At 73.3% G+C, this 21,898-nt stretch carries 16 protein-coding genes; 11 read left to right on the forward strand and 5 right to left on the reverse strand.

Features of this window, described 5'->3' with window-relative positions; translation table 11 throughout:
• Positions 1-132: 132 nt before the first annotated feature.
• The 3 genes from ACZ6Z8_RS03900 to ACZ6Z8_RS03910 all read right to left on the reverse strand — a co-directional run bounded on the left by ACZ6Z8_RS03900 (position 133) and on the right by ACZ6Z8_RS03910 (position 4,227).
• Positions 133-1,653: an FAD-binding oxidoreductase gene (locus ACZ6Z8_RS03900; protein ID WP_465606030.1), complete on the reverse strand. Its 1,521-nt coding sequence runs from the start codon at positions 1,651-1,653 to the stop codon at positions 133-135.
• 380 nt (positions 1,654-2,033) lie between these two features.
• Positions 2,034-3,656 carry an alpha/beta hydrolase gene (locus tag ACZ6Z8_RS03905; protein WP_465606032.1) on the reverse strand — a complete coding sequence of 541 codons (1,623 nt, stop codon included), beginning with the start codon at positions 3,654-3,656 and terminating at the stop codon, positions 2,034-2,036.
• Between the two features lie 238 nt (positions 3,657-3,894).
• Positions 3,895-4,227: a hypothetical protein gene (locus tag ACZ6Z8_RS03910; RefSeq protein ID WP_465606034.1), complete on the reverse strand. Its 333-nt coding sequence runs from the start codon at positions 4,225-4,227 to the stop codon at positions 3,895-3,897.
• Between the two features lie 136 nt (positions 4,228-4,363).
• Here ACZ6Z8_RS03910 and ACZ6Z8_RS03915 point away from each other — a divergent pair, with 136 nt between their 5' ends.
• Entirely contained in the window at positions 4,364-5,038 is a 675-nt protein-coding gene (locus ACZ6Z8_RS03915) for a TetR/AcrR family transcriptional regulator C-terminal domain-containing protein (protein ID WP_465606035.1), read from the forward strand.
• A gap of 145 nt (positions 5,039-5,183) precedes the next feature.
• Here the strand turns inward: ACZ6Z8_RS03915 and ACZ6Z8_RS03920 are convergent, their stop codons facing one another.
• Positions 5,184-5,804, reverse strand: a complete 621-nt coding sequence (locus ACZ6Z8_RS03920; RefSeq protein ID WP_465606037.1) for a TetR/AcrR family transcriptional regulator — start codon at positions 5,802-5,804, stop codon at positions 5,184-5,186.
• Positions 5,805-5,975: 171 nt separating this feature from the next.
• Between ACZ6Z8_RS03920 and ACZ6Z8_RS03925 the strand changes: the two genes are divergently transcribed.
• The 6 genes from ACZ6Z8_RS03925 (at position 5,976) to ACZ6Z8_RS03950 (ending at position 16,673) form a co-directional block, all read left to right on the forward strand.
• Positions 5,976-7,151, forward strand: a complete 1,176-nt coding sequence (locus ACZ6Z8_RS03925) for an FAD-dependent monooxygenase (RefSeq protein ID WP_465606038.1) — start codon at positions 5,976-5,978, stop codon at positions 7,149-7,151.
• A 395-nt stretch (positions 7,152-7,546) separates the two neighbouring features.
• A complete protein-coding gene (locus ACZ6Z8_RS03930) occupies positions 7,547-11,542 on the forward strand; it encodes a Pls/PosA family non-ribosomal peptide synthetase (RefSeq protein WP_465606040.1) in 3,996 nt (1,331 codons plus the stop codon).
• 62 nt (positions 11,543-11,604) lie between these two features.
• A complete protein-coding gene (locus ACZ6Z8_RS03935; RefSeq protein ID WP_465606336.1) occupies positions 11,605-13,023 on the forward strand; it encodes a M1 family metallopeptidase in 1,419 nt (472 codons plus the stop codon).
• Between the two features lie 132 nt (positions 13,024-13,155).
• A complete protein-coding gene (locus ACZ6Z8_RS03940) occupies positions 13,156-14,559 on the forward strand; it encodes a serine hydrolase domain-containing protein (protein WP_465606042.1) in 1,404 nt (467 codons plus the stop codon).
• A gap of 369 nt (positions 14,560-14,928) precedes the next feature.
• Complete coding sequence (locus ACZ6Z8_RS03945; protein ID WP_465606043.1) at positions 14,929-15,762, forward strand: GNAT family N-acetyltransferase; 834 nt, start codon at positions 14,929-14,931, stop codon at positions 15,760-15,762.
• Positions 15,759-16,673, forward strand: a complete 915-nt coding sequence (locus ACZ6Z8_RS03950) for a lysophospholipid acyltransferase family protein (RefSeq protein WP_465606044.1) — start codon at positions 15,759-15,761, stop codon at positions 16,671-16,673. The genes ACZ6Z8_RS03945 and ACZ6Z8_RS03950 overlap by 4 nt, the downstream gene beginning before the upstream one ends.
• Before the next feature lie 125 nt (positions 16,674-16,798).
• Here ACZ6Z8_RS03950 and ACZ6Z8_RS03955 read toward each other — a convergent pair whose 3' ends face one another.
• A complete protein-coding gene (locus tag ACZ6Z8_RS03955) occupies positions 16,799-18,367 on the reverse strand; it encodes an MFS transporter (protein WP_465606046.1) in 1,569 nt (522 codons plus the stop codon).
• A 271-nt stretch (positions 18,368-18,638) separates the two neighbouring features.
• On the opposite strand from ACZ6Z8_RS03955, the gene ACZ6Z8_RS03960 reads away from it, so the two are divergent.
• The 4 genes from ACZ6Z8_RS03960 to ACZ6Z8_RS03975 all read left to right on the forward strand — a co-directional run.
• On the forward strand, positions 18,639-19,316 hold the full coding sequence (locus tag ACZ6Z8_RS03960; protein WP_465606048.1) for a TetR/AcrR family transcriptional regulator C-terminal domain-containing protein: 678 nt from the start codon (positions 18,639-18,641) through the stop codon (positions 19,314-19,316).
• Between the two features lie 52 nt (positions 19,317-19,368).
• Complete coding sequence (locus ACZ6Z8_RS03965; protein ID WP_465606050.1) at positions 19,369-19,710, forward strand: hypothetical protein; 342 nt, start codon at positions 19,369-19,371, stop codon at positions 19,708-19,710.
• An 80-nt stretch (positions 19,711-19,790) separates the two neighbouring features.
• Positions 19,791-20,753, forward strand: a complete 963-nt coding sequence (gene pip, locus ACZ6Z8_RS03970; RefSeq protein WP_465606051.1) for a prolyl aminopeptidase — start codon at positions 19,791-19,793, stop codon at positions 20,751-20,753.
• A 73-nt stretch (positions 20,754-20,826) separates the two neighbouring features.
• Positions 20,827-21,898, forward strand: a 1,072-nt coding sequence (locus ACZ6Z8_RS03975) for a YdcF family protein (protein WP_465606053.1), incomplete at its 3' end; no start/stop codon positions are given.

Genomic DNA, 21,898 nt, shown 5'->3' on the forward strand with positions numbered 1-21,898 from the left:
CGGCCGGACCGGGGCGGCCGGACCGGGACGGCGGGGCCGGACCAGGCGGACGGGGGCGGCGACGGGCGGACGGGGGCGGCGACGGGCGGGCAGCGGGACCGCCGCCCCGCTCAGCGCAGCGCGAGCCGCGGCTCAGGCCCGGAGCGGCCGGATCGACTGGGCATGGTGGAACACCTCCTCTCCGTCCCAGTAGGCCTTGGCGCGTTGCAGTCGTGGATAGTTCTCCTTGTAGTAGAGCCTCGGGTACGCCGGGTCGGGCTCGTCGACCGTGCCCAGATCCACGTCCGGGTAGTTGACGTAGGCGCCGTCCGTCGCGGTGTCGATCTCCGGGACGCCTCCCGTGTCCCGGTACATCTCCCGGTAGAGCCCGCTCAGGTAGGCCAGGTGACCGGCATCCTCGGCCGGGTCGGTCCAGTAGGTCTGGTACTGCAGCTTCATGATGGAGTCCCGCTGCGGCACGGCGGTCTCGTCCGGCCGGCGGGCGTTGATCCGGCAGCCGTAGGAGTCGATCTGCACCAGTGTCTTGGAGAGGTCCACCCCGTCCACGTCGCGCGTCAGCCAGTCCCAGAGGGTGGCGATCCGGGTCCGGTCGAACGGCTCTCGGTGGTAGGCCGACTTGTACTTGCCGCGCTGGTTGTCGCCCGACGGGTTGAGCGTCATGGTCGCCTGGAACCAGGGGAGTTGGCGCCGCCGCTCCGGATACGGCAGGAACAGTCCGGTGACGCTGTGGGTCTGGACCACCGACCGGGTCGCCATCCCCTGCTCGACCGCCGCCACGAACTCGTCCAGCGGCGCCGGGTCCTCCCCGTCCCACTGGCTGAACAGCACGACGTTGCCGTTGGAGCGGTGGGTCAGCTTGAGGATCGCGAACAGCCCGTCGTAGACCGGCTCCCGCGGACCGCTGTGCTCGGCCAGGAAGGCGCCGAAGTTGGTCAGCAGCGCCTCGAAGTCGCCGGGGCGGTCGCGCAGTTCGTCCCAGGGCCAGGCCACGCTGCTGATCCAGACCCGCGGCGGAGGCTCGGGCACGTCGACCGCGAAGTGGTAGCGCAGCACCACCCCGAAGTTCCCGCCACCGCCACCGGTGTGGGCCCAGAAGAGGTCCTGCTCGGGCGAACCGCTCGCGTCCTGCCGGTTCGCCCTCGTCACCGCGGCGCGGCCGCCGCGGACGGTGACCACGTCGACCTGGACGAGGTGGTCGACCGTGAGCCCGTGCCGGCGGGAGAGGAGGCCGAACCCTCCCCCGCAGATGTGCCCGCCCACGCCCACCGAGTAGCAGGACCCGGCGGGCAGGGTGACGGCGTGCTCCCGGAACAGCGTCGTGTAGACGTCCCAGTTGGTGGCGCCGCCCTCGACGCAGTACGTGGGCCGGCCGAACTTGTCCGTCCCGGCGGTCACCCCGCGCATCGTGCTGAGGTCGAGGATCACGCCCCCGTCGTTGTCGACGAAGCCCTCGTAGCAGTGCCCGCCGCCGCGCACGGTCGGGCGCAGTCCGCGGTCCAGCGCCCGGTTCAACTCGGCGACCGCGTCGGCGTCGTCCGCCACCAGCCGGATGTAGGCGGGACTGCTGTGCCAACGCTGGTTGAAGCCCTGGCTGAGCGTCCGGTAGCGGGGATCGCCCGGCAGCACCGTCCGCCCGGAGAATTCGTTTCGCATGCCCTTCCCCACTTTCTCAGGTCCGAGAGAGTCTGGCGGGCCGCACGCTAACACCCCTATTCGGATTTGTGAATTCATTAACGAATTAGTGTGACTGTACGTCATTTCTCCCGCCCCCTCGCGGACTCGTCCGGGAGTCCCTCCTGGGGGCGATTGTCAGTGGCGTCGACTACGGTCCACGACAACTCCGAGGAATCCACTCAACGGGAGGTTCGATGACGATCTTCTGCCGCATTCTCCGCAGGCTCCGGGCGCTGCGCCGAGCGTCACGGCCGGGAACGCGGCCAGGAACACGGCCGGGAACGCGACTGTGGTGGCCGGCGGAACCGCCGGCCACCACAGCCCCGGCCTCAGCGGCCGGGCGTTCGGGGGAAGAGCCCTCAGACCGCCGGGAAGATCTCGGCGTCCGGCTTGAGCAGCTGGCCCGGCTTCGGCGCGGTGCCGTCCACCAGGTAGCGGGTGACCATCGTGTTCAGCGCGGCGCTGCGGCCGACGGCGCAGTGCTCGATCGAGTCGACGCTGACCAGCACGGCGTTGCCCAGCTCCTGCTGCATCCGCTGGGCGAACTTGTACTGGGTGGCCGGGTCGTAGAGGTTGCCGATGACCATCACGGTGTTGGAGGTCTTCTTGTTCCACGGACCGCTGAAGCGCTCGGCGTCCCGGGCCGGGGCCGGCCAGCTCGCGCAGGCCGGGGCGTCGAAGGCCTGGTAGCGGCCGAAGGTCGGCGACTCCTTCTCCCACGCCCGGGCGACGTTGGCGAACACCCGGTCGTTCGACGGGTACGGCTTGTCCTGGCAGTTGACGCCCATGTAGGAGTCGTCACCGGTGTACTCGGAGTCGGCCGGGGCCTCGCGCAGCGCGCGCGGGACGTTCACCGTGAGCTGGTTGGCCTCGTCGTCCGGGACGTTCGCCTTCGGTGCCAGCAGGGCGGCCGCGGCCGGCTTCCGCATCACCTGGTAGGTGGCCTGCAGCGACTTCGCCAGCGGAGCCAGCTTGGCCTGCGAGTACAGGGCGCTCGCCACCTCGCTGGTGAAGCTGCTCAGCGTCACCTGGGAGCCGTTGGTCAGCGTGATCGGGCTGGTCCGCAGGTGGTCGCGCAGCTCGTCGAACTTGGCCCGGGTGTCGCCGTCGCCGAAGGCGCAGCGCGGAGCGCCGGCGGCCTGGCAGCGCTTCAGGAACTCGTCCAGGGCCAGCTCGAAGCCGCCCGCCCGCTGGCGGTCGTACTCCAGGCCGTTGTGCAGGCGCAGGTTCGGGTCGACGTTGCCGTCGATGATGATCGCGCGCACCTTGTTCGGGTACATGCTCGCGTACGTCGAACCGATCAGGGTGCCGTACGAGAAGCCGGCGAAGGTGAGCTGGGAGTCGCCGACGGCACGGCGCATCCGGTCGAGGTCGCGCACCACGTTGATGGTCGACATGTGCTCGATCAGCGGGCCGGCGTTCTTGCTGCAGGCGTCGGTGTAGTCCTGGTCCGCGTCCAGGGTCTCGTCGACCTCGGCCTTGGTGACGGGCACGCCCACCATGCGGTTGTTGACCGCGTCGGCGTCCTCCCGGGTCTTGAAGCACTTGAGCGGGTTGCTCCGGGCCACGCCGCGGGGGTCGAAGCCGACCAGGTCGAACTTGGCCTGCACCTCGGCGCCGAAGCGGGTGGTGGTCGCCCACATGTAGCCGCTGCCGCCGGGGCCGCCCGGGTTGAGGAACAGCGATCCGATCCGCTTCGACGGGTCGCTCGCGCGCCGCCGCATCATCGCGATGCCGACCTTCTCACCGGACGGGTTGTCGTAGTCCAGCGGCACGGGGTAGACGGCACAGTCGTAGATGCCGGGGTCCGGCTTGCTCGGGTCGGGGTTGCACGGCTTCCAGTCGACGGGGTCGACCTTCGCCTCTGCGGCCGCCGCACCCGGGGCCTGGTCGAACGGCGCGGCCGACGCGGCCACGGCGGTTCCGGTGACAAGAGCGATCGCGCAGGTGACCGCTCCGGCCAACGTGGATATGCGGGACAAGGAACCTCCTCCGTACTGAAAGGGCGGCCCCAGCCTGTCAGTCTGAGAACTCCGTGTGAAGACCTCGAAGCGGCGGAAATGTTTCGAGTTCCTCGCCGTACCCGGTCGGAATATTCTGTGAATGAAGCAACTTGACGGTTCATTGACCCGACGGCAGCTCAACGACAGACGTTTTGGAGTGAGGGAGTGTCGGCCCGGGCCGTGCGCTCCGACGCGCCCACGACCCGGGGGCCGACCGCTATTCGGCGATCGGCTGCGACAGGTTGTCCTCGGCCACGACCTGGTAGACGGCGTTCAAGGTCGGCGGGCCGACCAGGTCCTTGATCCGCTCGAAGCGGCGCTCCTCGACCGGGGCGAGGCGCTCCATCCACTCCCCGATGGACTCCGCCCCGTGGTCTCCCTCGATCAGCGCGATGGTGATGACCTCCCGCGGGTCCTCCAGCGCGGTGGCGGTGATGACCCTGGTCCGCGGGTCGTCCGGGAACACCTCGTCCGGGATCCAGCTCTTGCGGAACTCGGCGTACTCGACACCCTCGTTGAGCTTGCGCACCATCACGGCGACCAGCTGCACGACGTCCTCCCCAGTGCTTTTCTTGCAGTGCAAGAAGTTGACGTCGGCTAGTATTTTCTTGCACTGCAAGAGTTGTCAAGGTCCGATCGGGGCACCCGCCGGGCCGACCTGGAGTCACCGGAGTCAGGAGGAGCACATGCCGGGCCGACGCTCACGCCCCAGGACGGGCCTGACCCGGGAGAAGATCATCGACGCCGCCCTCGACTACGTCGACGAACACGGCCTCGCCGCGCTCTCCAACCGCAAGCTCGGCGCGGCGCTCGGCTGTGAGGGCATGACGCTCTACCACTACGTCCCCAGCAAGGCCGCCCTGCTCGACGGGATGGTCGAACGCCTACTGGAGTTCTCCGCAGGGGACCTCTTCGCCGAACCGAACGGCCCCTGGACCGAGGTGGTCCGCGAATTCGCCGTCGCGCTGCGCCGGATTCTCCTCGACCACCCCGCCATGCTCACCGTCCTGGCCACCAGGCCCGCCGCCACCTCCGCCTCGCTCACCCTGCTCGAACGCGGCATCACCGTGCTCCGCGAAGACGGCGTCCCGCTCGCCGACGCGCTCGACGTGTTGAACTCGGTGGTCATGTGGACCCTCGGCCACACCCTCAGCGAGGTCGGCGAAACGCCCCACCACGAGGGCACCGAGCCCCGGCCCGAGCACTTCGCGGCACTCGACCGGACCACCTGTCCCCACCTAGCCCAGGCCTTCGACACCGGCGCGGGCCTGGACTCCGAGCAGCGCTTCCACCGCACGCTCCGCATCCTGCTCGCCGGCTACGCCGACGAGCTGGGACACACGAAGGACGCCGCCTCCTGACCGACCGCGAACAGCGACATCCGGCGTGGCCATCGCGCGGTTTCGCTTCAACGGGGGAACTCGCCGTCACCCTAGCGGGTAGCGTGCGCTCCCGGAGTCGGGCGCGGCCTGCTCCGCCAACGCCTGCGGCAACGGGGCAGATCTCCTAAGCCCCGGTCGCGCCGCGCAGCGCGGCTGCCACCAGGCCCTGGAGCTCGTCGACCCCGGTCTCGCCCCCGCCGACCAGACGGTCGAAGACCAGTCCGTCGATGCAGGCCAGGAGCGTGGCGGTACGCCCGTCCGGGTCGGCGACCCCTCGGTCGGCGAGGAAGGTCCGGACGACGGCCCGGCCGGCGTTCTCGCGCGGCACGAGGATCTCCCGCAGTTCGGGATCGCGGACGCTCTCCACCGCACAGGCGTACCTCGCCAGCGACCGCCGCCGCCCCTCGCCGGTCAGCCGGTGCCGCATCAACTCGGCGATGCCCTCCACCAGTTCGTCCGCCGAGCGGATCACCGCCCGCTCCCCCATCGCCTGCAGCTCCCCCTGGTCCAGCTCGACCAGGCGGCGCACCAGTGCGGTCAGCAGGGCCTGCCTGGTGCGCAGGTAGGCGGAGGTGGTGCCGACCGGCAGCCCGGCCGCCGCGTCGACCGCCCGATGGGTCAGCCCTCGGACCCCCGCGTCCGCCAGCACGCCGATCGCCGCATCCGCCAGCACGGTCCGCCGGTCCGGCCTCCCCACTCCGCCCGTGCCGCCCTGCTTCTGGTCCTGGTCCTGGTCTCGCCGCATCCCCCCTTTCTACCGGGCCGGGCTCCCGCCTCGCCCGTCCGGCCGCCGCCGGAGCAGCCGCCTCCGCTGTCCAGGAGAGCCTGCCCCTCCCCTCCGGTCTCCCCCGTAAGCCCGTAGTACGCTCCTTCTACAGCTGTAGAAAACAGCACGGCAACACGGGAAGGACCGGGCATGAGCAACAACAGCGCGGTGGTGGTCGGGGGCGGCATCGGCGGGTTGGCGACCGCGATCGGGCTCCGGCTGGCGGGGTGGGACGTCACCGTGATCGAGCGGGCGGCCGTCCTGGACGACGCCGGAGCCGGGATCTCGCTCCACGCCAACGGCATGCGGTCGCTCGGGATCCTCGGCGTCGGCGACGCCGTCGAGGCGGCCTCGCGGCGCCAGTACACCGGCGGGACGCGGACGCCGGACGGCCGCCGGCTCGCCCTGATGGACGGCAGGGCGCTGGAGCGCGAGCTGGGCGCACCGATCGTCGGCATTCCCCGCGCCGACCTGCACCGCATCCTCCGCGAGGCGCTGCCCGCCGAATCCCTGGTGATCGGCGCCGAGGTGACGGAGATCGACACCACCGACCCCGCCCGGGTCACGGTGGGCTACGACGGCACCACCCTGGAAGCCGATCTCGTCGTCGCGGCCGACGGCATCAACAGCCGGATCCGGCGCCGCCTCTTCCCCGCCCACCCCGGGCCGGTCTACAGCGGCTCGACGGTGCTGCGGGCGATCACCGAGCGCCCGGTCGACGGGCTGACCGCCGACTTCGAGCTGACCTGGGGGCACGGCGCCGAGTTCGGCCACATCGCCTTCCCGGACGGCCGGGCCGAGTGGCACGCCGTGCTCAACTCCCCGGCCGGGGTGCGCTACCGGGATCCGCTGACCGAGATCCGCCGTCGCTTCGCGCGCTGGCACGACCCGATCCCGGCACTGCTGGCCGCGACCAGCCCGGAGGCGGTGCTGCACCACGACGTCAACGAACTGGTCACCCCGCTCCCCTCCTACGTCTCGGGCCGGATCGCCCTGCTCGGCGACGCCGCCCACGCCATGACGCCCCACCTCGGTCAGGGCGCCTGCCAGGCCCTGGAGGATGCCGCGACCCTCGCGGCGGCGGTCGCCGGGTGCCGGACGGTCGAGGCCGCGCTCACCCGCTACGACGCCGCCCGCCGTCCGCGCAGCCAGGCCGTGGCCCGCGACGCCCGCCGGGCCGGCCGGATGGGCCAGCAGCTGGCCAACCCGCTGGCGGTCGGCCTGCGCAACGCCGCGATCCGCCTCACGCCGCCCGGCGCGATGATGCGGACCGTCCTGAAGCACGCCGACTGGACCCCGCCCAGGATCGCTCCCCGGGCCGCCTAGGTACGGACCGGCGCGGCGCCACGAGGCCGGGCGGGCCGGGGAAGAGGCCGCCGAAACCCCCGGCCCGCCCGGCCCACCACCCGAAGGGAGCAGCACTTCCTGTGGCATGGATCACGATCGCGCATCCGAGCTGACGATCAGTCAATTCAACTGACTTATCGTCACCTCCGTTCCATGACGCATCAGTTGTTGACTGACTTTGCGTCAGCTCTGGCCACCACGGCCCCAGTTGGGCCGAGTGTCAGCTCCTGCCGACCCGGAAGGCCGGGGCTACCATCGGTCGGGTTGTCCGCTCCGGCCCCGGAGTGGGGTCACCCGTCAGGCGAGTGCTCCCACCGCCCCAAGGGCCGGACATCGGTCGGAACGGGGCGAGGACGAGGAGCGCACGGGCTGCCATGACAGCTGGACCGAGCCACCCGAAGCAGTACGCCACGCCACTGCGGCCCGCGCCGGAACAGGACGCGCCGGAACAGGACGCGCCGAAGCAGAACTGTCCGGAACCCGCCTTCGCCGACCGGCCCGCACCGACCCGGTCCGCGCGGACCCCGCGGACCGCGCAGCCGCAGGCCCTGTTCCCCGGCCGCCCGGCCGCCGCCCCGCGCACCCTGGTCGACGTGCTGGACGCCACCGTGCGGGCCCACCCCGACGAGCCGGCCCTGGACGACGGCCGCACCGTGCTCAGCTACCGCGCCCTGGCCGCCGAGGTCGAGCAGCTGCGCCGCCGGCTGGCCGCGTCCGGCATCGGCCCGGGCGACCGGGTCGGCGTCCGGGTGCCCTCCGGCACCAACGACCTGTACGTCTCGATCCTCGCCGTGCTCGCCGCGGGCGCCGCCTACGTCCCGGTGGACGCCGAGGACCCGGACGAGCGGGCCCAGCTGGTCTTCGGCGAGGCGGCGGTCGCCGCCGTGCTCGGCGCCGGGCGCACCCTGAGCATCACCACCACGCGCCCGGCCGCGAGCGTGCGCCGCTCCACCCCGGCCGACGACGCCTGGATCATCTTCACCTCCGGCTCGACCGGCAGGCCCAAGGGCGTCGCCGTCACCCACCGCAATGCCGCCGCCTTCGTCGACGCCGAGGCCGCGCTCTTCCTCCAGGAGGAACCGATCGGCCCCGGCGACCGGGTGATGGCCGGACTGTCCGTCGCCTTCGACGCCTCCTGCGAGGAGATGTGGCTGGCCTGGCGGCACGGCGCCTGCCTGGTGCCCGTCCCGCGCTCCCAGGTGCGCAGCGGCGCCGACCTCGGCCCCTGGCTGGCCGAGCAGGAGATCACCGTGGTCTCCACCGTCCCGACCCTGGCCGCGCTGTGGCCCGCCGAGGCGCTGAACGAGGTCCGGCTGCTGGTCTTCGGCGGCGAGGCCTGTCCGCCCGAGCTGGTGCAGCGCCTGGTCACCGAGGGCCGCGAGGTGTGGAACACCTACGGTCCGACCGAGGCCACCGTGGTGGCCTGCGCCGCCCTGCTGACCGGCGAGGGCCCGGTCCGGATCGGCCTGCCGCTGGACGGCTGGGACCTCGCCGTGGTGGACGAGGCCGGGCAGCCGGTCGCCCCCGGCGGCACCGGGCAGCTGGTGATCGGCGGGGTCGGCCTGGCCCGCTACCTGGATCCGGAGAAGGACGCCGAGAAGTACGCGCCGCTGCCCTCGCTGGGCTGGGAGCGCGCCTACCGCAGTGGCGACCTGGTCCAGGCGGACCCGGCCGGCCTGCTGTTCCTCGGCCGCACCGACGAGCAGATCAAGCTCGGGGGCCGCCGGATCGAGCTCGGCGAGGTGGACGCCGCTCTGCAGGCCCTGCCGGGTGTCGCGGGCGCGGCCGCCGCCGTGCGGACCGCGCGCGGCGGCAACCAGCTGCTGGTCGGCTACCTGGTGGTCCAGGACGGCTTCGACCGCGAGCAGGCCGTCGAGCGGCTGCGCGCCGAGCTGCCGGCCGCCCTGGTGCCGCTGCTCGCCCCGGTCGAGACCCTGCCCACCCGCACGTCCGGCAAGGTCGACCGCAACGCCCTGCCCTGGCCGCTGCCCGAGCTGGAGGCCGCCGGGCCGGACGAGCAGCTGTACGGCACGGAGGCCTGGCTCGCCGAGCAGTGGGCCGAGATCCTCGGGGTGCAGGTGACCGGCGCGCGCGACGACTTCTTCGCGATCGGCGGCGGCAGCCTGGCCGCCGCCCGGCTGACCACCCTGCTGCGCACCCGCTACCCGAGCGCCGCCGTGCTGGACATCTACCAGCACCCGACGCTGCGCAAGCTCGCCCGCCACCTGGAACGCGGGGCCGCCGAGGGTGGCGAGGCCCGGACCGTCACCCCGGTCCCGACCCGGGCAAAGCTGCTCCAGTCGCTCCTGCTGGTCCCGCTGTTCACCGTGGTCGGCCTGCGCTGGACGGTCGGCCTGCTGGCCGCCGGGAACCTGCTCTCCCACTTCGGCGGCTACCCGTGGGCGCCCACCGCCTCCTGGTGGGCGGTCGGCGCGGGCGCGCTCGCGCTGTACAGCTCGCCGGGCCGGCTCGCGATCGGTGCCGGTGGCGCCCGGCTGCTGCTGCGCGGCCTGCGCCCGGGCAGCTACCCGCGCGGCGGGGCCGTGCACCTGCGGCTGTGGGCGGCCGAGCGGCTCGCCGAGCTGAGCGGCGCGACCGGGCTGTCCGGCGCCTGGCTGGTTCCCTACGCCCGGATGCTGGGCGCCAAGATCGCCCGCGAGGTGGACCTGCACTCGCTGCCGCCGGTCACCGGGATGCTCAAGCTGGGCCGGGGCTGTGCCGTCGAGGCCGAGGTCGACCTTTCCGGCTACTGGCTGGACGGCGACCGGCTGGAGGTCGGCCAGATCAGGGTCGGTGCCGATGCGGTGGTCGGCACCCGTTCGACCCTGCTGCCCGGTGCCCGGGTCGGCAAGCGCGCCCAGGTGCTGCCCGGCTCCAGCGTCACCGGCCAGGTGCCGACCGGCCAGCGCTGGGGCGGCGCGCCCGCCGTCAAACTGGGCCGGGCCGAGTGGTCCTGGCCCGCCGAGCCGCCGGTCCGCCGGCCCGCCTGGGCCGCGCTGTACGGGGCCGGCGACGCCCTGCTCGGCCTGCTCCCGGTGCTGCCCGCCGCGGCCGCCCTCGCCGTGCTCTTCCACTTCGTCGACCGGGACGCGGACCTCGCTCCGGCCCTCGGCGGCGCCCTGCTCGGCCTGCTGCCCGCCACCCTGGCGTACGGAGCGCTGTACGCGGCCCAGCTGGTGGCGCTGGTCCGGCTGCTGAGCATCGGTCTGGTGCCCGGGGTCCACCCGTTGCACGGCCGGGTCAGCTGGCAGGCGTGGACGGTCAGCCAGCTGATGGACCGGGCCCGCGAGGTGCTGTTCCCGCTGTACGCCGGGCTGGTGACCCCGCTGTGGCTGCGCGCGCTGGGGATGCGGGTCGGCCGGGGTGCCGAGGTGTCCACGGTGCTGGCGCTGCCCAGCCTGACCACCGTCGGGGACGGCGCGTTCCTGGCCGACGACACCCTGATCGCGCCGTACGAGCTGGGCGGCGGCTGGATGCGCCTGGGCGAGGCGAAGGTCGGCGACCGGGCGTTCCTCGGCAACTCGGGGATGACCGCGCCGGGCCGCTCGGTGCCCAAGCGGGGCCTGGTGGGCGTGCTCTCGGCGACGCCGGCCAAGGCGAAGAAGGGCGGTTCGTACCTGGGCATGCCGCCGGTGCGGCTGCCGCGCGCGGCGGACCGGGCGGACCGGAGCCTGACCTACGAGCCGCCGGCCCGGCTGCGGTGGGCGCGCGGACTGGTCGAGCTGGCCCGGCTGGTGCCGGTGCTCGCCTCGGGGGCGCTGGGCCTGGCGACGGTGGCGGCGCTGTCCTGGCTGGGTGCGGGCTCCGCCCTGCTCGCTGCGCTGCTCTCCGGACCGGTGCTGCTGGCGGCGGGCGGCGTGGCCTGCCTGGTCGCGGTGGCCGCGAAGTGGCTGCTGGTCGGGCGCTTCCGGGCGGTGGAACACCCGCTGTGGAGCGGTTTCGTGTGGCGCAACGAGCTCGCCGACACCTTCGTCGAGGTGCTGGCGGTGCCCTGGCTGGTCGGTGCGGTGCCGGGCACCCCGGTGCTGAACCTGTGGCTGCGGGCGCTCGGCGCCAAGGTCGGGCACGGCGTGTGGTGCGAGAGCTACTGGCTGCCGGAGGCGGACCTGGTGACCCTCGGGGACGGAGTGAGCGTCAACCGGGGCTGCGTGGTGCAGACGCACCTCTTCCACGACCGGATCATGCGGATGGATACTGTGGTCCTCCGCGAGGGCGCCACCCTGGGCCCGGGCGGGATCGTGCTGCCCGGCAGCACGGTGGGCGCGCGCAGCACGCTGGGACCGGCCTCACTGGTGATGCGCGCCGAGTCCGTCCCCGCGGACACGCGGTGGCTGGGCAACCCCATCGAGGCCTGGCAGAGCACCCCGTGACCACCCCTCCCACCGACCGCCCGGACATGACCAGCCGTCCCGGAACGACCACCCGTCCCGGCATGACCGACCACCCGGGAACGACCACCCGTCCCGGCCCGCAGGAAGCGCCCGCCCCCGTGAAGCCCCACCACGCCCCGCCGACCGCCGGCGGTCCGGACCCGTACTTCCCGAACAGCGGCGACCACCGCTACCGGGTGCACCGCTACGAACTCGCCCTCGACTACCGGCCCGGGCCCAACCGGCTGGCCGCCTCCGCCCGGCTGAGCGCGGTGGCGAACGCGGCGCTGGCCGAGTTCGCGCTCGACCTGGCCGAGTTCCGGATCGGGCGGGTGCTGGTCGACGGCAAGACCGCCCGCTACACCCACCGCGGCGGCAAGCTGCGGGTCCGGCCGGCGAAGGCACTCGCGGTGGGTGCGGCCTTCACCGTCGAGGTGCACTACACCGGCAATCCCCGGCCGGTGCGCAGCCCGTGGGGTGGGCTGGGCTGGGAGGAACTGACCGAGGGCGCGCTGGTGGCCAGTCAGCCGGTCGGGGCGCCGTCCTGGTTCCCGTGCAACGACCGGCCGGCGGACAAGGCGGCGTACCAGGTGGCGGTGACCACGCCGTCCCCGTTCACGGTGGTGTCCGGCGGGAGGCTACTGACCCGGACCAGCCGCGCCTCCAGCACCACCTGGGTGTACGAGCAGAGCGCGCCGACCTCGTCGTACCTGGTGACGGTCTCGATCGGGCACTACCGGCCGGTGCCGCTGACCGCCCGCCCCGACACGCCCCGGGCCGGATTCGTGCCGCGGACCGGGTACGTGCCGCAGACCGGGTACGTGCCGCAGCGGCTGGCCGAGGCCTTCGCCCGGGACTTCGCCCGGCAGCCGGAGATGATGGCGTACTTCACCCACGTCTTCGGGCCGTACCCGTTCGGCGAGTACGCGGTGGTGGTCGCGGACGAGGAGCTGGACGTCCCGGTGGAGGCGCAGGGCGTGGCCACCTTCGGCACCAACCACCTCGGCGGCGGCTGGGAGCGCGAGCGGCTGATCGCGCACGAGCTGGCCCACCAGTGGTTCGGCAACAGCGTCTCGATCGCCGACTGGCGGCACATCTGGCTCAACGAGGGCTTCGCCAAGTACGCGGAGTGGCTCTGGTCCGAACACGCCGGCGGCCCGGGCGCGGCCGTGCACGCCGCCGCCGCGCACCGGCTGCTGGCCGGGCTGCCGCAGGACCTCCGGCTCGGCGATCCGGGCCGCAGGCTGATGTTCGACGACCGGCTGTACCAGCGCGGCGGCCTGACGGTGCACGCGCTGCGGCTGGCGCTCGGTGAGGACGCGTTCTTCGCGATGCTGCGGGACTGGGCGGGCGTCAACCGGCACGGTGTGGTCGCCACCTCCGACCTGCTCGCGCATGCCTCCCGGTACACCACGACCCCGCTCGGCCCGCTGTTCGCGGCGTGGCTGGAGCGGCCGGAACTGCCGCCGCTGACGGCCTGATCGGAGAGTCGGCCTGATCGGGTGGGTCGCGTTGATCGGGCGGGTCGGCGGGACCGACCGACGGAACCGAGCGGAGGGCCGGTGCAGCCCTGTTCGCGCTGGTCCGGGGCCCGGCTGGGCTACTGTCCGTCCATGCCGATGAGCTCAGACGATCAGATGAACGACCAGCCCGACCAGTTGCTGCCCCCCACCCGCCGCGCCCTGCTGCACCGCGTGGCCGTCGCCCAGGCCGAGGGCCGCACCCCCTCCCTCGTGGCCGGGGTGGTGCGGGACGGCCGGCTGGTGTGGAGCGGCGCCCGCAGCATGGTCGACGGCCACGCCCCGGATCCGGACGTCCAGTACCGGATCGGCTCGCTCACCAAGACCTTCGTCGCGGTGCTGGTCCTCCGGCTGCGCGACGAGGGCCTGCTCGACCTGGCCGACCCGCTGGGCCGCCACCTGCCCGGCACCCCGGCCGACGAGGTCACCGTCGCCCAGCTGCTCGCCCACTCCGGCGGGCTCGCCGCCGAGACCCCCGAGCCCTGGTGGGAGCGGACGGAAGGCTCCCTGCGGCCCGAACTCGGCGACCTGCTGGAGCAGGAGAGCCCGCTCAAGCACCCGGCCGGGCACCGCCACCACTACTCCAACCCCGGCTACGCACTGCTCGGCGCCCTGGTCGAGGAGCTGCGCGGCGAGCCCTGGGGCGAGGTGCTGCGCCGAGAGGTGCTGACCCCGCTCGGCATGGACCGCACCACCCTGCTGCCCGAACACCCGCACGCCGGGGGCTTCGCCGTCCACCCCTGGGCCGACGTCATGCTGCCCGAACCGCTCACCGACACCGGCCTGATGGGTCCGGCCGGCCAGCTCTGGTCCACCGGCGCGGACCTGGCCCGCTGGGCGGCCTTCCTCGCGGCCGGCGACGACAAGGTGCTCACGGCCGACACCCTCGCCGAGATGCGCCGCCCCGCCGTCGGCCCGTGGGACGCCGAGTGGACCTCCGGCTACGGCCTCGGCCTGCAACTGCGGCGCCACGAGGGCCGGGTGCTGTACGGCCACTCCGGCTCGATGCCCGGCTTCACGGCCGGGCTGTGGGTCAGCGCCGACGACGGGCTGGCCGCCTTCGCCTTGTCCAACGCCACCAGCGGCGCCAACACCCCGCTGCTCGCCGCCCAGTTGATCGGCATCACGGCCGCCCACGAGCCCCGACTGCCCGCGCCCTGGCGCCCGCTGTCCGAGGTGGACGCGGAACTGCTGGCGCTCACCGGCCCCTGGTACTGGGGCGCCGCGCCCAACGTCCTGCGGCTGCGGGCCGAGGGCGTGCTGGAACTCACCGAACTCGCGGGCGGCCACCGGGGCTCGCGCTTCCGGCCCCAGCCGGACGGCAGCTGGCTCGGCCTGGACAACTACTACGCGGGCGAGACCCTGCGGGTGGTCCGGCACCCCGACGGGACGGTCAGCCACCTGGACGTCGGCTCCTTCGTCTACACCCGCGAGCCGTACGAACCTGCCGCCGCCGTTCCCGGGGGCGTCGACCCGCAGGGCTGGCGGGCGTTCTGAGCGACGGCGGAGACGTGGCAACGGAACGTGACGGCGGAGACGTGGCGCCCGGGGACGTGACAGCGGAGATGTGACGCCGGGGACGTGACGGCGGAGCAGCTGGGCCGGCGGGGGCGCGCGAGGCAGGTGCGCGTCCCCATTGTCCACCCAGGACGAACGGCCGCCCGGTGCCGGGCAGATGACCGGCAGGCTGCGAAGGATCCCATTCAACAGGTGCACATCTGCGCTCCGCCGGGCCGCAACGTGAATGCCAACCGGCTTGGAGACACATACGGGGACCGGTTCGCATCCATGCCCAGCTCCTGCGGGCCGGGACGGTGCCCTGGCGATCCACGGCACCGCCGATCATGCTGCCCTGGAGGGTCCGCCATGACCACCGTCCCCACGTACGCTCCGTCCGCAGTCGCCCCCACCCACGACACCCCGGTGGTTCCCGCCCCGCGCCACCGGCCGGCCCCGGCCTCCGCCTACACCGTCTCCCTCGCCCGCGACGAGGACGACGTGCGCGCCGCCCAGCGGCTGCGCCACCAGGTCTTCGCCGCCGAACTCGGCGCCGACCTGCACAGCCCGGTCGCCGGACTCGACATCGACCCCTTCGACGAGTACTGCGACCACCTGCTGGTCCGCGAGGGCGAGGACGGCGCCGTCGTCGGCACCTACCGGTTGCTGGGCCCCGAGGCCGCCCGCCGGGCCGGAAGGCTGTACTCCGACGGCGAGTTCGACCTCTCCGCGCTGGCGCCGGTGCGGCCCGGCCTGGTCGAGCTCGGCCGCTCCTGCATCCACCCCGCCCACCGGGGCAACGGCGCGGTCATCAACCTGATGTGGGGCGGAATCGCCCGCTACCTCGCCGACACCGGCAACACCTGGGTCGGCGGCTGCTGCTCGATCGGCCTGGAGGACGGCGGCGCCACCGCCGCCCGGGTCTGGGACACCGTCAGCGCCAAGTACCTGGCCCCCGAGCAGTACCGGGTCGCCCCGCACCGCCGCTGGGACGCCACCGGCGTTCCGCGCGCCGAGCGCGGCGCCCTGCCCGCCCTGCTCCGCGGCTACCTGCGGCTCGGCGCCTGGGTCTGCGGCGAGCCCGCGTACGACCCCGACTTCGACTGCGCCGACCTGTACGTGCTGCTGTCACTGGAACGCACCGACCCGCGCTACCTGCGGCACTTCCTGTCCGGAGCACCCGCCCTGGGCGCCTCGTCATGAGCGTCTGGCTCCCGACCGCGCCCTGCCGACCGGAAACGTGCCTGGGCGAGCGCGCGCCGGAGGTCTCGCACCCCCGGCGGGCGCTTCGACTGACCGCGTGCCTGGTCGTGGTGCTCGTCGGCGTCCTGCTCAGCCTGCCGGTGCGGCTGCTGCCGTACGGCGCCCGGGACCGGCTGATCCGGCTCTGGGCCCGGGTGCTGTTGCGCACCCTCGGGGTGACCGTCCACCTCGGGACGCCCGGGACGCCCGGGACACCGCGGACGCCCGGGGCAGCCGGAGCGACCGGGGCAGCCGGAGCGACCGGGACGGGCAGAACGGGCGGCGGATCTCCGGTCGGTGGCGGGGCGGTCGGCGCCGACGGGGCTCTGGTGGTGGCCAACCACGTGTCCTGGCTGGACATCCCGCTGCTCGCCGCCGGGCGGCCGGGGCGCTCGCTGGCCAAGACCGAGGTCCGCAGGTGGCCGGTGCTCGGGCCGCTCGTCGCCTGGGGTGGCACCGTGTTCCTGGACCGCGACCGGTTGCGCACGCTCCCGGACACCGTGGCGGCCGTGACCGAGGTGCTGCGCTCCGGGCACCCGGTGATCGTCTTCCCGGAGGGGTCGACCTGGTGCGGGCGGGAGAGCGGCCGGTTCCGGCCCGCGCTGTTCCAGGCGGCGGTGGAGGCGGGCGCCTTCGTCCAGCCGGTGACGATCCGTTACCGGCTGACGGACGGGCGGCCGACCAGCGCGCCCGCCTTCATCGGCGACGAAGGGCTGCTCACCTCGCTCGCCCGGGTGGTCGCGGTACGCGGGCTGGTCGCCGACGTCACCTTCCTGCCGCCGATCCCGCCGCCCGAACCGCAGCCCACCCGGGCGGGGGCCCGCCGGGAGCTGGCCCGGGCGGCGCAGGCGGCGGTGGAGGGGATCCGCTGAGGCGGCCGTGTCCGCGGCACTCGCGCCGCCCGGCTCGGCCCGCCCCGGCCCGACCCGGCCGACCCCGCTCGACCCGAGCCGAGCCGAGTCGACCCGCGGCCCAGCCCAGCCCGGCTCGGCTCCGTTCAGACGGAGCTGGCCCCGGCGAGCTCCTCCGGCCGCGCGTCGTCGTGGCCGGCCGCGGCGATCGGACGGGCCCGGCCGAGCAGGACGGCGACCAGCACCGCGGTGACGGCGAGCGCCACCGAGCCGCAGCGCAGCGCGAGGTGGATGCCGTCGACGAAGGCGCCGTCCACCGCCTGCTGGACCGGCGCGGGCAGCACTCCGGCCGCCCCGCCACCGGCGTTCGCCGCCCCGGTGGGCGCGTCCGCGATCGGGCCCACGGCCGACGCCGGGACGCCGAGCCGCTGCAGGGCCGCGGTCAGCTCATCCGTCATCCGGTTGGTCAGGACGGCGCCGAGCACCGCGATCCCGAGCACGCCACCGAGTTCGCGCAGGGTGTTGACGGTCGCCGAGGCCATCCCGGTCTGCGCCGGGGAGACCCGCTGGAGCACCGCGATCGAGACCGGGGTGAAGGTCAGGCCCATGCCGAAGCCCAGCATGAACAGCGTCCAGAGGTACTCGAAGTAGTGGGCGTGCTCGCCGTACAGCGACAGTCCGCCGAGGCCGACGGCGCAGAGCGAGAGGCCGAGCACCATCGGCAGCCGGGGGCCGTACCGGGCGGCGAGGCGACCGGACAGCGGGCCCGCGACCACCAGCATCGCGGTCATCGGCAGCCCGCCGTAGGCCGAGCCGGACGGGGACCAGCCGAGCACGCCCTGCATCAGCAGCGGCAGGAAGAACAGAGCGCCGAACATCCCGAAGCTGACCATGAAGCCGCTGAACATGGCGCCGCTCATGGCGGTGTCCCGGAACAGCCGCAGCTCCAGCATCGGCTCGGCCAGGCGCAGTTCGAGCAGCAGGAAGGCGACCAGCAGGACGACGGCGCCGGCGCCGCAGCCGATCACCCGGGAGTCGGTCCAGCCGCGTGAGGGCCCCTCGATCAGGGCGTAGACCAGCAGACCGAGGCCGGCCGCCGAGAGCACGAAGCCTCCGAAGTCGATCCGCCGGGCGCGCGGCGGAATCGTCGGCAGAACCTTGGCGGCGAGGACGACCCCGGCCACGCCGATCGGCACGTTGATCCAGAACACGCTGGCCCAGCCGAGGTGTTCGACCATCGGGCCGCCGATCACCGGGCCGATCGACAGGCCGAGGGCCGACACCCCTGACCACATGCCGATCGCCTTGGCGCGCTCCCGCTCGTCGGTGAACACGTGGCCGAGCAGGGTCAGGCTGCCCGGGGTGAGCAGCGCGGCGCCCACGCCCTGGACCATCCGGGCGCCGACCAGTACCCCGATCGTCCCGGCGAGCGCGGCCGCGGCGGAGCCGACCGTGAACAGGCCGAGGCCGACCACGAACATCCGGGCGCGGCCGTGGCGGTCGCCGAGCGCGCCGCCGGTCAGCACGAGTGCGGCGTAGACCAGGCTGTAGCCCTCGGCCACCCACTGGAGTCCGCTGATCCCGGAGTCCAGGTCCTGCCCGATCCGGGGCAGCGCGACGTTGACGACGACGTTGTCCAGCATGGCCATGAACATGGCAACGCAGAGTGTCAGCAGCGCCAGCCCCTGCCTCCGGCGCGTACTCGACTCCTCCATGAATCCCTCCCGATTCCTCCATCCCTAACGGTGTCAGGGATTGGCATGGTACGAACAGAGTGCCCCTAACACCGTTAGTTCGCAAGTCGCTCCGCCGACCTGCGCATTCGCCCGCCGAGCGTTCGTGGCACTGTTGACCCGCCGCACCGGGGCCACCGGACCTCCGATCCACCGCGCGGCACCGACCTGCCACACCGAACCGATCCACCGCACGGCACCGACCTGCCGCACCGAACCGATCCGCCCGACCGCTGGAGGCGTCCGCACAGCCATGCCGGAGAACGACGACGCGACCCCCGCCCTGACCCGCGAGGCCCTCACCCGGGCCGCGCTGCGCGTGCTGGAGCGGGACGGACTGGACGGACTGTCGATGCGCAAGGTCGCCACCGAGGTCGGCGTCAAAGCCGCCTCGCTGTACTGGCACGTCCGCAACAAGCAGGAACTGCTCGATCTGCTCAGCGACGCGATCCTCGCCTCGGCGGAACCCCCGCCGCGACAGGCGGACTGGCGGGCCGAGCTGTACGAGTACTGCGCCAGCTACCGCCGGCTGCTGCTCGACAAACGCGACGCCGCCAAGGTCGTGGCCGGCCGCCTCGCCCCGGGCCCGTGCCTGCTCCACCTGATGGAGGACCAGCTCACCCGGATCCGCTCGGCCGGATTCACCGACGCCGACGCGGCCATGGCGAGCTACCTGCTGGGCGCCTTCGTCCAGGGCTTCGTGCTCCAGGAGCAGTCACCGATCTCGGCCGCCGAGGTGCTCGGCACCAGCCGCCGGGACATCGCCGACGCCGCCGGCGACCTCTTCCGCAGCCTGCCCACGGACCAGTACCCCAACCTCTCGCACCTGGCCGACCACCTCACCGGGCCGAACATGGACGCCCGCTTCGACTTCTGCCTCAACCGCCTCCTCGACGGCCTCGCCGCCCTGCTGCCGCCGGACCGCCGCTGACCTCCCGCAACCCGGGGACCCGAGACCCGTCCCCGGCGGTCAGGTCGGGCTGTTGACCGGCGCCGCCCGCGAGCCGACGGGCTGCCTCGGCGAGCTCCTCGTCGAACTCGTCGGCGGCTCCCTGCTGGTCGCCCTCACCACGGGTTCGCTCGCGGCGGCCTTCCTCCTCGCCCAGGTGCTCCACCGGGCCGGCCCGGTCGGCGCGTACGGTCTCGCCGCGCTCGGCCTGCTCGGGCTCGCCTACGGCATCCGCCCACCGGCGCCGACCGCAGGAGCGGCGCAGTCGGCTCGACCGGATCACCGCCGGAGTCACGGGTACGCTGGGCTTCTGGCTGCTCCTCTGCGTCCTCCACGCCTCCTTCGGCACCGCCTTCGGGCCGACATCGGGCTCTGATCGATATCCCACAGCCACTCAGCCCGAGGGAAGGTAGGCTCACCAGGCAGCCCGTCCGAACGCCCCCGGAGGAGTGTCCGATGCCCGAGCCGTACCGCCATGACGAGCCGTACGCCCAGGGCCTGTTGGAGGTCGGCGACGGGCAGCGGATCCACTGGAACACCTCGGGCGACCCGGCCGGGAAGCCGGCCGTGGTGGTGCACGGCGGGCCCGGCTCGGGCCACAACCCGGGCTCCCGGCGCTACTTCGACCCGCGGCGCTACCGCGTCGTCCAGTACGACCAGCGCGGCTGCGGGCGCAGTCTGCCGCACGCCGCCGACCCGTCGACCGGGCTGGAGCACAACACCACCGCACACCTGGTCGCCGACCTGGAGCAGCTGCGCGATCACCTGGGCATCGACAAGTGGCTGCTCTACGGCGGCTCCTGGGGATCCACACTGATCCTGGCGTACGCGCAGGCGCACCCGGAGCGGGTCTCCGGGATCGTGATCTGCGGGGTCACCATGACGCGCCCGGAGGAGATCGAGTGGCTCTACCAGGGTGTCGGCCGCTTCCTGCCCGGCCCCTGGGAGGAGTTCCGCGACTTCCTGCCCGCTGCCGACCGGGACGGTGACGTGTTCGACCTGCTCGCCGCCTACAGTCGGCAGCTCAACAGCCCGGAGGAGAGCGTCCGTCGGGCCGCCGCCCGGGCCTGGTCCAGCTGGGAGGACGCGGTCATCTCGCACGAGGTGCTGGGAAAGCCGAACGCCTACTCCGACCGCCCCTCCGACGCCCTGATGGCCTTCACCCGGATCACGGCGCACTACTTCTCGCACCGGGCCTTCCTGGCGGACGGCCAACTGCTGCGCGACGCCGGGCGACTGGCCGGGATCCCGGGCGAACTGATCCACGGCCGACTCGACCTCGGCGGGCCGCTCCGCACCCCCTGGGAACTGACCAAGGCCTGGCCGGACGCCCGGCTGACGGTGATCGACGAGGCCGGGCACACCGGCAGTCCGCGGATGGCGGAGGCCCTCCTCGCCGCCGTCGAACGCTTCGCCTGAGCGCGAACGCCTTGGGGCCACCGGGCCGTTCGTACAGATGATCTAGAAGTCAGTTCCCCCTACGATACGACTCATGCTCGCTTATGCCCCAGCCGCCTTGTTCTTCCTCCTGTGCGGGATCGGGGTACTGCGCGACCGCCGCCGGTTCAGCAACGCCGTCCTGCTCGGCATCGCCGTCTCGCTCCTCGCCCTCGCCCTGCTCGCCGAACTCCGCAGGGCGCCCACGCTGGTGGCTGAGCTCGCCGCAGTGGCGATCGTCCTGCTGCCGACCGCCGGAACGGTGGCCCTGGTCTGGTTCCTGCTCGCCAACGGCGTGACCATGATCCGCAAGGAGGGCCGGCGCCCGGCCAACCTGCTCTCCCTGCTCGCCGGACTGGGCATCATCGCGGTCATCGCGCTGCTGTTCGCCGCCATCGTCACCCGATCACCGCGACTCGGCATCCTGGCGGGCACCGCCGTGCTGGTGGTCGGCTACATCTCCTTCCTGTTCGTCTGCTTCGTCGGCTATGCCTTCCTGTACGGTCGCCACCGCCCGCGCCGGGACGTGGACTTCGTGGTCGTGCTCGGCTCCGGTCTGATCGGCGGCGAGCGCGTCCCGCCGCTACTGGCCAGCCGGCTCAACCGGGGGCGTGAGGTGTACGAGCAGCAGGCCGCGCGCGGCAACCCGCCGGTGCTGATCACCTCGGGCGGCCAGGGTCCGGACGAGAAGCTGCCGGAGGCCGACGCCATGGCCGACTACCTGATCGAACGCGGCTTCCCGGCCGAGCACATCGAGCGCGAGGACCGCTCGCGCACCACCGAGGAGAACCTGCTCTTCAGCAAGGCCATCATGGAGCGGGCCAGGCCCGGCTACCGCTGTGTCGTGGTGACCAACAACTTCCACGCCTTCCGGGCGGCCTTGACCGCCCGCAAGACCGGCGTCAACGGGCATGTCTTCGGCTCGCCCACCGCCCGCTACTACTGGCCGAGCGCGACCATCCGTGAGTTCGCGGCGATCTTCCTCGCCCACAAGTTGGTCAACTTCGGAATCTGCGGCCTCCTTGCGCTCTGCGGGGTGTTGGCGGCGCGCTGTGCGCCGCCCACACCCCCGCCCCCCGGTGCCCCCGGGGGTGGGGGGTCGGGGGTGGGTGTTAGGCGGTCGGTGG

The organism is Kitasatospora sp. NPDC101108 (genome assembly GCF_055584725.1).